This window comes from Pseudomonas monachiensis, from assembly GCF_047345015.1.
GTDB lineage: Bacteria > Pseudomonadota > Gammaproteobacteria > Pseudomonadales > Pseudomonadaceae > Aquipseudomonas > Aquipseudomonas monachiensis.
In genome coordinates, this window is sequence record NZ_CP178857.1 from 5,858,104 (window position 1) to 5,871,324 (window position 13,221).

Annotated in this window: 12 protein-coding genes; 1 reads left to right on the top strand and 11 read right to left on the bottom strand. The window is 60.8% G+C overall.

The window, feature by feature from the left end; translation table 11 throughout:
- Positions 1–10 precede the first annotated feature (10 nt).
- The 8 genes from ACMDB8_RS26410 to ACMDB8_RS26445 form a co-directional block, all read right to left on the bottom strand.
- Entirely contained in the window at positions 11–541 is a 531-nt protein-coding gene (locus ACMDB8_RS26410) for a hypothetical protein (protein WP_409078167.1), read from the bottom strand.
- Positions 542–649: 108 nt separating this feature from the next.
- Entirely contained in the window at positions 650–1,213 is a 564-nt protein-coding gene (locus ACMDB8_RS26415; RefSeq protein WP_409078168.1) for a phosphonate degradation HD-domain oxygenase, read from the bottom strand.
- Positions 1,213–2,346, bottom strand: coding sequence for a TIGR03364 family FAD-dependent oxidoreductase (locus tag ACMDB8_RS26420; RefSeq protein WP_056726454.1), 1,134 nt, complete (start codon positions 2,344–2,346; stop codon positions 1,213–1,215). Before ACMDB8_RS26420 ends, ACMDB8_RS26415 begins: the two co-directional genes overlap by 1 nt.
- 117 nt (positions 2,347–2,463) lie before the next feature.
- On the bottom strand, positions 2,464–3,489 hold the full coding sequence (locus tag ACMDB8_RS26425) for a putative 2-aminoethylphosphonate ABC transporter substrate-binding protein (RefSeq protein WP_056726453.1): 1,026 nt from the start codon (positions 3,487–3,489) through the stop codon (positions 2,464–2,466).
- 38 nt (positions 3,490–3,527) lie between these two features.
- The gene (locus ACMDB8_RS26430) at positions 3,528–5,252 is read right to left on the bottom strand and encodes a putative 2-aminoethylphosphonate ABC transporter permease subunit (RefSeq protein WP_056726452.1); all 1,725 of its coding nucleotides are present in this window, start codon (positions 5,250–5,252) and stop codon (positions 3,528–3,530) included.
- Positions 5,252–6,328, bottom strand: coding sequence for a putative 2-aminoethylphosphonate ABC transporter ATP-binding protein (locus tag ACMDB8_RS26435; protein ID WP_409078169.1), 1,077 nt, complete (start codon positions 6,326–6,328; stop codon positions 5,252–5,254). The genes ACMDB8_RS26430 and ACMDB8_RS26435 overlap by 1 nt, the downstream gene beginning before the upstream one ends.
- Before the next feature lie 250 nt (positions 6,329–6,578).
- A complete protein-coding gene (locus ACMDB8_RS26440; protein ID WP_056726450.1) occupies positions 6,579–7,442 on the bottom strand; it encodes a LysR family transcriptional regulator in 864 nt (287 codons plus the stop codon).
- Positions 7,443–7,458: 16 nt separating this feature from the next.
- Positions 7,459–9,720 carry a heavy metal translocating P-type ATPase gene (locus ACMDB8_RS26445; RefSeq protein WP_409078170.1) on the bottom strand — a complete coding sequence of 754 codons (2,262 nt, stop codon included), beginning with the start codon at positions 9,718–9,720 and terminating at the stop codon, positions 7,459–7,461.
- A gap of 93 nt (positions 9,721–9,813) precedes the next feature.
- Between ACMDB8_RS26445 and cadR the strand changes: the two genes are divergently transcribed.
- A complete protein-coding gene (cadR, locus tag ACMDB8_RS26450; RefSeq protein WP_056726448.1) occupies positions 9,814–10,263 on the top strand; it encodes a Cd(II)/Pb(II)-responsive transcriptional regulator in 450 nt (149 codons plus the stop codon).
- Positions 10,264–10,403: 140 nt separating this feature from the next.
- Here cadR and ACMDB8_RS26455 read toward each other — a convergent pair whose 3' ends face one another.
- From ACMDB8_RS26455 to ACMDB8_RS26465, 3 genes are all read right to left on the bottom strand, one after another.
- Positions 10,404–11,375, bottom strand: coding sequence for a thymidylate synthase (locus ACMDB8_RS26455; protein ID WP_409078171.1), 972 nt, complete (start codon positions 11,373–11,375; stop codon positions 10,404–10,406).
- A 49-nt stretch (positions 11,376–11,424) separates the two neighbouring features.
- Complete coding sequence (gene lgt / locus ACMDB8_RS26460) at positions 11,425–12,231, bottom strand: prolipoprotein diacylglyceryl transferase (RefSeq protein ID WP_056726446.1); 807 nt, start codon at positions 12,229–12,231, stop codon at positions 11,425–11,427.
- 97 nt (positions 12,232–12,328) lie between these two features.
- Positions 12,329–13,111: a sulfite exporter TauE/SafE family protein gene (locus tag ACMDB8_RS26465; protein ID WP_056726445.1), complete on the bottom strand. Its 783-nt coding sequence runs from the start codon at positions 13,109–13,111 to the stop codon at positions 12,329–12,331.
- Between the last annotated feature and the right edge of the window lie 110 nt (positions 13,112–13,221).

Consider the following 13,221-nt stretch of genomic DNA (forward strand, 5'->3'; position numbering starts at 1 on the left):
CGCTTTATCGTCAACGCCATTTGAATTTCAGGTATGTAGTGCTCAGCAACGAAACCAGTTTCTGGTCCACCGCATCCTGATCACCGTCGTTATCCATGTCGAAATGGATCAACCAATCCAATTCGCCGTCATTGTTGGTGTCGTAGGCCGAAGCGGTGTAGGCGATGGTTTCATCCTGCGGTTTACCGACGCCGTCATGAAAGTGCAGGCGTACGGTGTCTGGCGAACCATCCTTGGCAAAGTCTTCGACGAATATCTTCAGATAGCGTGCCCAGATGTTCCCGCAATTGAACCAGTTGAGCCGCAAAAAGGCGTCCGCAAACGACTTGAGCAAACGCTCGTCCTTGGTGTTTTCCTTGCCGTCGTTGTTTACATCGCCAGCCTGGAAATCGACCTTGCCATCGGCGGTGATATCCAGCGCGTAAGCCTTGTGGATGAGCTTGTCTTCGCCGCCGTGGGTTTCCTCGAAAAAATGCAGGAGTACGGTATCGGCCCGGCCGTTCGCGCTCCGGTCCTGCGCGGTGACTTTCAAATAACGCATAGGGATAGCTCTCTTCAATTTGGGGCCGATCAAGCTATCCCGTCTCGCTGAATCACTCTGCGCGAATGGTCTCCTTTTCCCGTAGGGAGTTTCATCTGCACTGGTCGTTTAAGCCGCCTGAGGCAAAAGGGCCAAAGCCTTGCGCTTCAGAATGTCGAGATCCAGAAGCGGTACGTTCGTCTCCTTGGCCAGCTCATCCCACTGGCGCATGCGCAAACTCACCGCGCACAACGGGTCTTTTTCGAACGCCTGCGCCTCGGCCTCCGTCATCACCCCGCCCTGGTACTGCAGGGTTCGGCGACTGGCTTCACTCAGACGCTCGTAGTACCCCGGCTCTTTCAGCGTCAGATAACGCTTGGCCTGCACGTGGTATTCGACCAGACGCGCCATGCGCTCGCTGAAACCGGCGCGGCGCAGATAATCCGCACCCAGACGCTCATGACTGACCACGCCGAAGCCGCCCATGTTCTCCGCGCTTTCAGCGCAGATATGCCCGATGTCGTGAAAGAACGCCGCCAGAATCACTTCATCATCGAAGCCTTCGGCAATGGCCAGCTCAGCGGCCTGGGACATGTGCTCGATCTGCGACACCGGTTCACCGATGTAATCGCTGTCACCAAAACGCTCGTACAGACTGAATACTTCGGCGACGACTTGTTCATTGCGCGCCATCAGATTTCCCCCAACACAGCTGCGATGTTTCGTTCAGCCATCGCTGGCCCGACACTCATGCCGACACCGGTATGCATCAACGCCACGCTCAGGCCTTTTGCCGGGCGCAGAAACGAGAACGGTCCCGGTCCCCGTGAACCATAGACCCCCTGCCAGCGCTCGACCACTTGTACCTTGCAGCCCAGGGTCTGCTCGGCCAGCTCGATCATCCAGTCGTCAATCTGCTCGGCATTGAAGGGTGACGGATCGCTGCCGTAATGGTGCGAATCACCAATGATCAATTCACCATAGGGCGTCGGGCTGATCAGCAGGTGGATACCGTTTTCGTGCAGATGCGGCGCGTACCGCAGAATTTCTGCCTGTACCGCCCCGGCCTCCGGCAAGTCGGCGAAGGCGCCGTAGTGCACGCAACTCAAACCGGTGAGCAGCGCGTGTTGCAGGTTGAGGTTGATTTGCGGGCGCGCGCGAAGCATTTGCAGGCGACAGATTTGCGGCTCGAGTTCGGCGATCTGTTCGGCCAGCAGCGTCTGATAATCGTGGCCGGAGCAGACGATGATCTGCCCGGCACTGAAGCTGCCGGCGGTGCTGTGCAGGCGGCCCGGCTCGATATCGCGTACCAGGGTAGAGAAGTGAAACTCGACGCCCAGGTCGCGGCGCAGGAAATCGATCAGCGCCGGAATCGCTTCGCGGGAATACAGCTGCTGATCGTCCATACCATGCAAGGCCGCGCGGTGATGGCGGAACTGACCGCCGTACAAATCGCGCAGCGCGGCGCCGCGCAGCAGGTCGACGCGGTAACCGTGTTCGACGGCGCGGCCGTCGCAGAAAGCTTCCAGCAACTGCTCTTCCGCCTCGTTGCGGGCGAACAGGTACGAGCCATTGCGCTTGAGTTGCAGGCCGGCGAGCTGCGCCCAGTCGCACCAGATCCCGCGACTGGCGCGGGCCAGTTCCAGCATTGGTCCTGGCGGTTGGCCGGTGACCAGTGCCTGGCCGAAGTTGCGCACCGAAGCGCCAACAGGCGTTTCGCTGCGCTCGAAAACCCTGACCTTCAGACCGCGTTTGGCGGCGGCATACGCGTGGGACAAACCCAGGATGCCGGCGCCGACGATCAGCATGTCGTTGTGTTGTGTCATGGAGTCTTGTCCTGAATGTGAAACCGTCTTCGCGAGCAAGCCCGCTCCCACAGGGGAATGCGTTCCAATGTGGGAGCGGGCTTGCTCGCGAAGAGGCCCTGTCAGCCGATAAAGACCTTACTTGGCCGCCACTTTCTCTGACTTGCCGTCATAGCGCTTGCGCCATTCGGTCAGGATCTCGTCACGGTTCTTCGAGGCCCAGGCGAAGTCGTTCTTGATCAGGCGCTGTTCGTAGTCAGCCGGCAGTTCGGTCTGTGGCTTGGCGATGCCAGGCTGGGCGAGCACGGCGAAGTTTTCCTTGTAGAGTTCCATCGCCTCTGGACTGGCGGAGAAGTCAGCCAGTTTCTTCGCCGCTTCTTCGTGGGCAGCACCCTTGATCACCGCAGTCGCTTCGATCTCCCAACCCAGGCCTTCCTTCGGCAGGATGATGTCCAGCGGTGCGCCCTGGCGTTTCAGCTGAACGGCCGGGTATTCAAAGGAAATACCAATCGGGAATTCGCCAGCCGCCGCCAGCTTGCAAGGCTTGGAACCGGAGTGAACGTACTGGCCGATGTTCTGGTGCAGGCCGTCCATGTAGGCCCAACCCTGCTTCTCGCCGAAGGTTTGCAGCCAGGCGCTGACGTCGAGGAAACCGGTGCCGGACGATGCCGGGTTCGGCATGACGATCTTGCCTTTGTACTCAGGCTTGGTCAGGTCTTGCCAGCTCACGGGTTTGCTCAGGCCCTGCTTCTCGGCTTCGACGGTGTTGAAGCAAATGGTCGCGGCCCAGACGTCCATGCCGACCCAGGCTGGTGGGTTGGCCGCGTCGCGGTAGTTGGCGCCGATCTTGCCCAGGTCTTTCGGTGCATAGCTTTGCAGCATGCCTTGCTGATCGAGGATCGCCAGGCTGGAAGCTGCCAGGCCCCACACGGCGTCAGCCTGCGGACGGGCTTTTTCGGCCAGCAGTTTGGCGGTGATGATGCCGGTGGAATCACGCACCCATTTGATTTCGACGTCCGGGTTGGCCTTTTCGAAAGCTTCTTTGTAGGTCTTCAGTTGTTCGGCTTCGAGGGCGGTGTACACCGTCAACTCGGTTTTCGCCGCAAAGGCGTTCAGGCTGAAAGCGGTGAGGACAGCAGCGGCCAGGGCCATAGGCTTGAACATGATCTTTTCCTGTTTTTGAGTTGAGGGGTTGTGCAGATTCAATGACCGGGCGCGGTCTGCCGCCAGGCTTGGGAGCGGCGCAGCAAACCGCGCGAGGCCCAGGCCAGCAGCAGAGACACGCCCGCCGAGGTAATCAGGATCAGCGTCGACATCGCTGCCGCACCGCCGACGTTGCCGGCGTCGTCCATGTTCAGTACCGCCACCGCCGCGAGGATGGTGTCGGGGCTGTAGAGGAAGATCGCCGCCGAAACGGTGGTCATGGCCGAGACGAACAGGTAGCGCACGATGTCCAGTAGTGCCGGCAGGCAGATAGGCACGGTGACCCGCAGGTAATGGCGATACAGCGGCGCCTTGAGCGACAGCGCGGCGGCTTCGAACTCGGCGTCGAGCTGACGCAGCGCGGTGGTGGCGGTCATTTGTGCGGTGGTCAAATAGTGAGCAATGGTGCAGACGATCAGCAGGGTCATGGTCCCGTACAGCACATGCAGCGGGTTGCCAGTGAGATTGAAGAAGAAGACGTAACCCAGCCCAAGCACCAGTCCCGGTACCGCCATCGGGACGAAACTGAGCATGCGCAAGCTCAGGTTCAGGCCGCGCTGGCCCTTGGTTTTTTCCATCAGGTAGGCGCCGGTGAAAATCAGCAGACTGCCGATCAACGCCGTGCCCAGGGCCATCTTCAGGCTGTTGCCGTAGGCCAGCCAGCCACCGCCGGCGGTTTCGTTGAACTGATAGTGGTTGAGCGACAGCGACAGGTTGTACGGCCAGAACTTCACCAAGGACGAGAACACCGCCATGCCGAACACCAGCAGCAACGCGGCGCAGATCAGCAGGACGATGACCAGGTAGCAGCTGTCGCGCAGCTTCGACGGCAAAGGCTTGAACACTTGGGCGCGACCGCTCATGGCGTCGCCATGGCGCCGACGCAACCAGGCATCGACCCCGAAACTGAAGAGCGCCGGCAGCAACAGCACCATGCCGATCAACGCCCCGCGACCAAACTGTTGCTGGCCGACCACCGCCTTGTAGGCTTCCAGCGCCAGCACTTGATAGTCGCCACCGACCACCACGGGCACGCCGAAATCGGTGATGGTCAGGGTGAACACCAGGCAGAACGCAGCGAACACAGCCTGTCGGGTCGCCGGCCAGGTGATGCTGCGGAAGGCTTTGGCCGGGCTGGCTCCCATGCTGGAGGCAGCATCGAACAGTCGCGCATCGGCCAGGGACAGGGCCGACAGCAGAATCATCAAGGCGTGTGGGAAGGTGTAGATGACTTCGCCGAGCACAATGCCCCAGAAGCCGTAGATGTTGTCCGAAAGCAGGCCACGCAACATGCCCTGGTTGCCGAACAGGTAAACCAGCGCAATCCCCGGCAGCATCGACGGCGCCATCAATGGCAACAGCGAAATACCGCGCCAGATGCCTTTGGCCGGAATCAAGGTGCGTTGCAGGGCGTAGGCAAACAGGTAGGCCAGCGGTACGACAATGGCCGCGACGCTGAGGGAAACCTTCAGGCTGTTACCGAGCAACCAATGGAAGTTCTCGCTGCTCACCAGCTCTTTCGCTGCGACCCAGCCACCGCCCTGCCCGGCTTCGGCGCTGAAACCGCGCCAGAAGATCGCCAGCAACGGCATCAATACGGCAACGCCCAACAACACCAGCATGAGGACTTTGCCACCGACCACGAACAACCGGTCACCAACCTCGGCGCGGGTGGTTTGCCGAACCTGCTTGTGCGGCAGCGGCAGGGCGATGTTCGCGCTCATCAGGCAAACACCTGCAGGCTGCGCGGCGGCAAGGCGACCATGATCTGCTGGGCGCCCAGGCGCGGCATGGCTTCCGGTGCCAGTTCAGCCAGCAAGGCGTGGCCCGGCAAATGATCGAGTTCAAAGCTCATGCGGCAGCGGTTGCCGAGGAAGGTGATCTCGCGAACCTTGGCCGGGAACAGGTTTTCCTCGTGCACCAGCGGGTTGACGTTGATCGCTTCCGGACGGCAGAACAAGCGGCCCGACGCGGTCTTGGCGCTGCCATCGGCCAGACGCATGTTCATCCCGCCGACCTGGGCGTGGCTGTCGCCGCTGCGCTGGAAGGGTAGCCAATTACCCTGGCCGACGAACTCCGCCACAAACGGCGTGGCCGGGCGGTTGTAGATTTCCTGCGGCGTGGCGTACTGCTCGACCTTGCCGTTGTTCATCACGGCGATGCGGTCGGCCATCAGCATGGCCTCGTCCTGATTGTGGGTGACCATCAGGGTGGTGATGCCAAGGTTGCGTTGCAGTTGGCGCAACTCGGTACACAGATGCTCGCGCACCCGGGCATCGAGGGCCGACATCGGCTCGTCCAGCAGCAACAGCGAAGGTGCCGGGGCCAGGGCGCGAGCCAGGGCAACCCGCTGCTGCTGGCCGCCGGACAATTGACCGGGATACTTTTTCTCGCTGCCACTCAGGCCGACCAGTTCCAGCATCTGACCGACACGACGGCGCACTTCGTCGCGACCGCTGCCGGCGAGGCCGTAGGCTATGTTCGCTTCGACGGTGAGATTGGGGAACAACGCGTAGGACTGAAACAGAATACCGTAGTCCCGCGCCTGGGGCGCCAAGTGTGAAACGTCGCGATCACCGAGGTACAACTCGCCGCTGTCCTGCTTTTCCAGACCGGCGATGCAACGCAGCAACGTGGTTTTGCCGCAACCCGACGGGCCGAGCAGACACACCAGCTCACCGGCCGCCACGTCGAGGGAAACGTTATCCAGCGCCGTGAAAGCGCCAAAACATTTCTGTACGCCGCGCACTTTCATCGGTGCACCGGGGTTGGTCAAGGCAGTTGCAATCGGGTTGTTCATGGACGGACCTCATCTAGCAGATGGGGCAATCCTAGAGTTGTAATGAGTCCGTCATGTGGCAGTAAGGCAAAAACTGCCGATAGTGGTATTCAAGGATTTTGGTTCAAATTTTGTATTGCCTGAACTGGCCTCATCGCGAGCAAGCTCGCTCCCACAGTGGGTTTGAGGTGAAACACAAATTGTGTGAACACCCAAAATCCCTGTGGGAGCGAGCTTGCTCGCGATGGCGCCGGTACAGACACCACAGAATTCAGGCCGGAGCCATTTCCTGCGCCAACCCCAGAAACGCCGCCGGCAGCCGCGCGTTTTTGCGCTCCTTGAGGCAGTACAGGTATTCGGGTATCTGCGGTGCATTCTCGATGGTCAGCACTCGCAGTTGCGGATCATGGGGCACTTCCTGTCGGGCAATGATGCTGATGCCGATGTTGCGCAGCACCGCTTCGCGAATCGATTCGCGGCTGCCGATCTCCAGCAGCGGGCCGAAACACACGCCAGCGCTGAGCAGCAACTCTTCGGTCAAACGACGGGTGGTCGAGCCCGGTTCGCGCATCAGCAAGGTGTGCCCGGCCAAGGCGCCGAGCGGCACGTGATCGTGAACCGCCAGCGGATGATTGCGATGCACCGCCAGCACCAGCGGATCGCTACCGAGCACCCGGCGAACCAGTCGCGCGTCGTCAAGCAACTGCGACGAGGCCGCGACATCGACCCGGTAATCCTCCAGCGCTTCAAGCACCTGTTGGGAGTTGCCGATTTCCACCGAAACCTCAACCTGCGGCAGGCGTTCGCGGAAGGTTTTCACCAGGTCGAGAATGTAATACGGCGCCGTGGCGGCTATGCGCAACGTGCCCTGGACCTGACCGCAGTTACGCAGGAAAAACTCGATGTCGGCTTCCTGCTGCATCAGCACCTTGACCATCGGCAGCAGCCGCGCGCCCTCCTCGCTGACGCTGAGACGCCGGCCGCCACGGTAGAACAGCTCGACCGAATACTGACTTTCGAGGTTGCGGATCTGCGTCGTCACCGTCGGCTGGCTCAGGCCGAGCTTTTTGGCAGCCTGGGTAATGCTGCCCAGGCGGGCCACCATGTAAAACGCCTTCAGCTCGGCACTCAGCACACCCGCCCCTCATCCTTTACTTGCGCAGCAGGCGCAAACCGTTGAACACAACCAGCAGACTCACGCCCATGTCGGCGAACACCGCCATCCACATGGTAGCGACCCCGGCGAAGGTTACCCCAAGAAAGATCGCCTTGATCACCAAAGCCAGGGCGATGTTCTGTTTGAGGATGCTCGAGGTCTGCCGAGACAGTCGAATGAACGCCGGGATTTTGCGCAGATCGTCGTCCATCAGGGCGACATCGGCGGTTTCGATTGCGGTATCGGTACCCGCGGCGGCCATGGCGAAGCCGATTTCGGAACGCGCCAGGGCCGGGGCGTCGTTGATGCCATCGCCGACCATGCCGACCCGATGCCCTTGGGCGTAAAGCTCCTCGACAGCCTGCAATTTGTCGCCTGGCAACAGGTCGCCCCGGGCTTCGTCGATGCCGACTTGCACGGCAATGGCTTGCGCGGTGTGGACGTTATCGCCGGTGAGCATCAGGGTCTTGATGCCCAGGTCATGCAACTGCCGGATAGCCTCGCGGCTTGACTCCTTTACCGTGTCCGCCACGGCAAACAGCGCCAAAGGGCCGGACGAATCGAGCAGCAACACCACCGATTTTCCCTGTTTTTCCAGGGCAAACAGCTTTTCCTCCAGCGCCGGCGAACACAGGCCCAGATCTTCCACCAGTCGATGATTGCCCAAATGGTAGAGCTGGCCGTTGATCTCGCCGCGCACCCCGCGCCCGCCAAGCGCTTCGAAGTTATCCACAATCAGCATCGCGGTCTGGTTATCCACAGCCGCTTTGGCGATGGCCAGGGAGACCGGGTGATCCGAGCGCCCGGCCAGCGCGGCGGCAATGGCGGGCGCCGAGTCGTCGGCGGTCGGGTCTAGCGACAGGTAGTCGGTCTGCACCGGTTTGCCGTGAGTGATGGTACCGGTCTTGTCCAGGGCCAGGTAATCGAGCTTGTAACCGCCCTCCAGATAGACGCCGCCCTTGACCAGAATGCCTTTGCGCGCCGCCGCCGCGAGGCCGCTGACGATGGTCACCGGCGTGGAAATCACCAGCGCACAGGGGCAGGCCACCACCAGCAGCACCAGCGCCCGGTAGATCCAGTCGAACCACAACTCGCCCATGAACAATGGCGGGATCACCGCCACGGCCAAGGCCAGGACAAACACCGCCGGGGTGTAGATTTTCGAGAAGCTGTCGACGAAACGCTGGGTCGGCGCCCGCGCCCCTTGGGCCTGCTCGACGGCGTGGATGATGCGGGCCAGGGTCGAGTTATCCGCCACGGCGGTCACCGCGTACTCCAGCGAACCGGCCTGATTGATGGTCCCGGCGAACACTTTGTCGCCGACGGTTTTTTCCACCGGCAGGCTTTCACCGGTGATTGGCGCCTGGTCGATGGTCGAGCGACCGGACAACACTTCACCGTCCAGGCCGATACGCTCACCGGGGCGCACCCGTACCCGCGCGCCAAGCCCGATGCTTTTGACATCCTGCTCAAGCCAGCTCCCGTCAGCCTGCAACACCGTTGCCGTGTCCGGGGTCATTTGCATCAAACCGCTGATGGCATTGCGCGCACGGTCGAGGGATTTGGCTTCGATCAACTCGGCCACGGTGAACAGGAACATCACCATCGCCGCTTCCGGCCACTGGCCGATCAGCACCGCGCCGGTCACGGCAATGCTCATCAGGGCGTTAATGTTCAGGTTGCGGTTCTTAAGGGCGATCCAGCCTTTTTTGTAAGTACCAAGGCCACCGCTGAGGATCGAGACCAGCGCGATAACCGCCACCGCCCAGTTCGGCGCGAAGCCGGTGAAGTGGATAACTTCTGCCAGCAATGCACCAACACCGGATAGCGCCAAGGGCCACCACGGCTTTTTCCCAGGCGTCGGCGTCGGGGCTTCAGCACCCTGTTCCAGCGGTTCGGCCTGCATGCCCAAGGACTTGATGGCCTCGACGATCGGCTCGACTCCAGGAAAATCGTGGGTCACGCCGAGCACCCGATTAATCAGATTGAACTCCAACTGGTGCACGCCGGTCAGTTTGCTTAGCTTATTCTGGATCAGCGTCTGTTCGGTTGGACAGTCCATCGCCTCGATGCGAAAACGGCTCAGTCGGGCCCCGGGCGTCGGCAATTCGCTCAGTTTTACCAGCGCAGGCGCTGCCGCTTTAGATGAACAACAGGCGTCGCCATGACCGCCGTGGTCATGTTTTTTCACGGGTTTGAGCTTGTGGCTGTGCTCGTGTCCAGCCTCGGGTTTGTGGGAATGCAGGGAATCGCTCATTGGTTGCGTCCATAAGAGTGCCTGTTGCCAAGTAAAGACCCTGTAGCCACTATAGGGTCAAGCACCCATTCCGGAGTTTTGGAGATTGGCGTCATGAAAATTGGAGAATTGGCGAAACTCACGGACTGCGCCGTGGAAACGATCCGCTACTACGAGCGCGAGAGCCTTCTGCCGGAACCGGCCCGCAGTGACGGCAATTATCGCGTCTATACCCAGGCCCACGCCGAGCGCCTGACATTCATCCGCAACTGTCGCACCCTCGACATGACGCTCGAGGAAATCCGCAGCCTGCTGGCGTTTCGCGACAGTCCGCAGGATCAGTGTGAAAGCGTGAATGCACTGATCGACGAGCACATTCACCACGTCAAGGCGCGGATCGACGGCTTGCTGGCCTTGCAGGCACAACTGCTCGACCTGCGCCAACGCTGTGGCGAAGGGCCGGGAGTCGATCAATGCGGGATTTTGCAGCGCCTGGAAGTGAGCGGCGGGGTGGCGGCGACGGAGGTGGAGCATTCCCACGTTGGCCGTAGTCACGGTCACTGAAAACAACACAAAACCAAATGTGGGAGCGGCGGTGCGACGATTCGACTTGCTCGCGAAGGGGCCGTGTCAGCTGATAGAAATATCACTGACAGACCGCTTTCGCGAGCAAGCCCGCTCCCACATTGGTTAAGCGTCGTGTTTCAGACCGCCATCGGCGCGGTCATCGGCGCGTGGTGTTCATAACCTTCCAGCGAAAAATCGCTCGGCTCCACCAGCTCCAGCCATTCCGGCTGATACACGCCAGTCTTGGCAAACTCCGGCACACGGTCGGAAATCACTAGTTTCGGCATCGGGAACGGCTCGCGCTTGAGCTGTTCGTTGAGCATGTCCAGGTGGTTTTCGTAGACGTGGGCATCACCGATGAAATAGGTGAACCAACGCGGCGTGTAGCCCGTCAGGCGACCAATCAGGCTCAACAGCGCAGCACCTTCGGTGAGGTTGAACGGCGTGCCCAGGCCCAGGTCGTTGGAGCGGATGTAGAGGGTCAGGGAAATCTCCCTGGTCTCGACATTCGGGTGGAACTGGTACAGCAGGTGGCACGGTGGCAAGGCCATTTCATCGAGCTGGGCGCAGTTCCAGCCATGGAACAGGATGCGGCGGCTGCCCGGGTCCTTGATGATGGTGTCGACGCACTGGCGAACCTGATCGATGGCCTTGTAGAGCACCACATAGGCCTGGCCGTCTTCTTCGCCTTCGGCAATCTGGCGATAGCCTTGCTTCAGGGTCTGCTCGATGGCAGCCGGGTTGCTGACCGGGATCTGCTTGTACGCAGGCCATTTGCGCCATTGCACGCCATAGATTTCGCCGAGGTCATCTTCGCCCTGACGGAACGGGTTGGCCAGCCACTGGGCGTTTTCGTTGGCGTTCTGGTCCCAGACCTTGCAGCCCAGGGCGCGGAATTCGGCAGCGTTGTTCACGCCACGCAGGAATCCGCACATTTCGCCAATGGCCGATTTAAACGCCATCTTGCGCGTGGTAATCGCCGGGAAACCTTCCTGCAGGTCATAACGCAGCATCGCACCGGGAAAGCTGATGGTGTTCACGCCGGTACGGTTGGCCTGTTTGGTGCCGCTCTTGATGACGTGGGCGACCAGTTCGAGATATTGCTTCATGAATTACCTGTGTCCTTGAACCCGGGACCGTAGCCCCGGGGTTCGAATTTTATACGGCTGCCGCTGGAGTTGCCGGGGCGCGGTGATACGCCAGCCAGATCAGGAACAGCCCGCCGACGATCATCGGCACGCACAGTACCTGGCCCATGGTCAGCCAGTTCCAGGCCAGATAGCCCAACTGGGCGTCCGGTACGCGGACGAACTCGACGATGAAACGGAAGATGCCATAGAACAGCGCGAACATCCCCGATACCGCCATGGTCGGCCGTGGCTTGCGCGAGAACAGCCAGAGAATCAGGAACAGTGCCACGCCTTCGAGGGCGAACTGGTACAGCTGCGACGGATGACGCGCCAGTTGCGCCGGATCGGTCGGAAAGACCATCGCCCATGGCACATCGGTCGCCTTGCCCCACAACTCGGCGTTGATGAAGTTGCCGATACGCCCGGCGCCCAGGCCAATCGGCACCATCGGCGCAACGAAATCCATCAGTTGGAAGAACGACTTGTTGTTCTTCTTGCCGAACCACAATGCCGCCAGCATCACGCCGATGAAACCGCCGTGGAACGACATGCCGCCCTTCCACACTTCGAAAATCAGCATCGGGTTGGCCAGGTAAGCGCTCAGATCGTAGAACAGCACATAACCCAGACGTCCGCCGACGATCACCCCCATCGACATCCAGAACACCATGTCGGAGAGTTTCTCCTTGGTCCAGGTCGGGTCGAAGCGGTTCAGGCGGCGGGACGCCAGCAGCCAGGCGCCGCCAATGCCGATCAGGTACATCAGACCGTACCAGTGGATTTTCAGCGGACCGATGGCCAGGGCCACCGGGTCGATCTGCGGGTAAGGCAGCATTGCGACTCCTCGTTAGAGTTCAAATCTTAAAAATTCCCGGGCGACGCTGCCACCTCAGGATTAAGCCAGGATTGCGTTGCCTGTCAGAGCAGATGCTTCAGACTAGAAAGTTCAGGCCGACGCAGAACAGCAAAGCGGCAAACAGCCGTTTCAGCAACTTCGGCGACAACCTGTGGGCCAATCGCGCGCCCAAGCGGGCGAACACCATGCTGGTCAGGGCAATGCCCAGCAACGCCGGCAAATAGATAAAACCGAGACTATGGGCCGGGAGCAACGGATCGTGCCAGCCCAGAATCATGAAACTTAATGCACTGGCCAGGGCAATCGGCAGACCGCAGGCCGATGAAGTGGCCACCGCTTGCTGCATCGGCACGCTGCGCCAGGTCAGGAATGGTACGGTCAACGAACCGCCGCCAATGCCGAAAATCGCCGAAGCCCAGCCAATCACGCTGCCGGCCACGGTCAGACCGAGTTTGCCCGGCACGGTTCGGCTGGCCTTGGGTTTGATCTCCAGCGCCAGCTGAGCGGCGATCACCAGGGCGAATACACCAATGAGCTTCTGCAGGTTGGGGCCGGAAATCGCTTCGGCCGTCAGCGCGCCGAACCCGGCTCCGAGCAGAATACCGACGGTCATCCACATGAAAATCGGCCAACGCACGGCGCCACGGCGATGATGCTCGCGTACCGCGTTTACCGAGGTAAAGATGATCGTCGCCAGGGACGTACCCACTGCCAGGTGCGTGAGGATCGACGGATCGAACCCTTGGGCCTTGAAGCTGAACACCAGCACCGGGACTATGATAATCCCGCCACCCACGCCAAACAGCCCGGCGAGTACACCTGCACAGGCGCCGAGCGCCAGATAGAGCAGAAATTCCATGGTCGTCCCGCCCGCATCCCCAAAACCGGAGCGGCATGGTAACGGATGCATGGCCTCAAGCTCCACTGCGCAAGGCGATGGATCGATGAGCGATGTCTGCGTAGAGTGAG

Bases quoted from the DNA above. Each gene is read 5' to 3' on its own strand.
- ACMDB8_RS26435 (WP_409078169.1), bottom strand. From the start codon at position 6,328: ATGAACAACCCGATTGCAACTGCCTTGACCAACCCCGGTGCACCGATG.
- lgt (WP_056726446.1), bottom strand. From the start codon at position 12,231: ATGCTGCCTTACCCGCAGATCGACCCGGTGGCCCTGGCCATCGGTCCG.
- cadR (WP_056726448.1), top strand. From the start codon at position 9,814: ATGAAAATTGGAGAATTGGCGAAACTCACGGACTGCGCCGTGGAAACG.
- ACMDB8_RS26420 (WP_056726454.1), bottom strand. From the start codon at position 2,346: ATGACACAACACAACGACATGCTGATCGTCGGCGCCGGCATCCTGGGT.
- ACMDB8_RS26455 (WP_409078171.1), bottom strand. From the start codon at position 11,375: ATGAAGCAATATCTCGAACTGGTCGCCCACGTCATCAAGAGCGGCACC.
- ACMDB8_RS26410 (WP_409078167.1), bottom strand. From the start codon at position 541: ATGCGTTATTTGAAAGTCACCGCGCAGGACCGGAGCGCGAACGGCCGG.
- ACMDB8_RS26430 (WP_056726452.1), bottom strand. From the start codon at position 5,252: ATGAGCGCGAACATCGCCCTGCCGCTGCCGCACAAGCAGGTTCGGCAA.
- ACMDB8_RS26425 (WP_056726453.1), bottom strand. From the start codon at position 3,489: ATGTTCAAGCCTATGGCCCTGGCCGCTGCTGTCCTCACCGCTTTCAGC.
- ACMDB8_RS26445 (WP_409078170.1), bottom strand. From the start codon at position 9,720: ATGAGCGATTCCCTGCATTCCCACAAACCCGAGGCTGGACACGAGCAC.
- ACMDB8_RS26415 (WP_409078168.1), bottom strand. From the start codon at position 1,213: ATGGCGCGCAATGAACAAGTCGTCGCCGAAGTATTCAGTCTGTACGAG.
- ACMDB8_RS26465 (WP_056726445.1), bottom strand. From the start codon at position 13,111: ATGGAATTTCTGCTCTATCTGGCGCTCGGCGCCTGTGCAGGTGTACTC.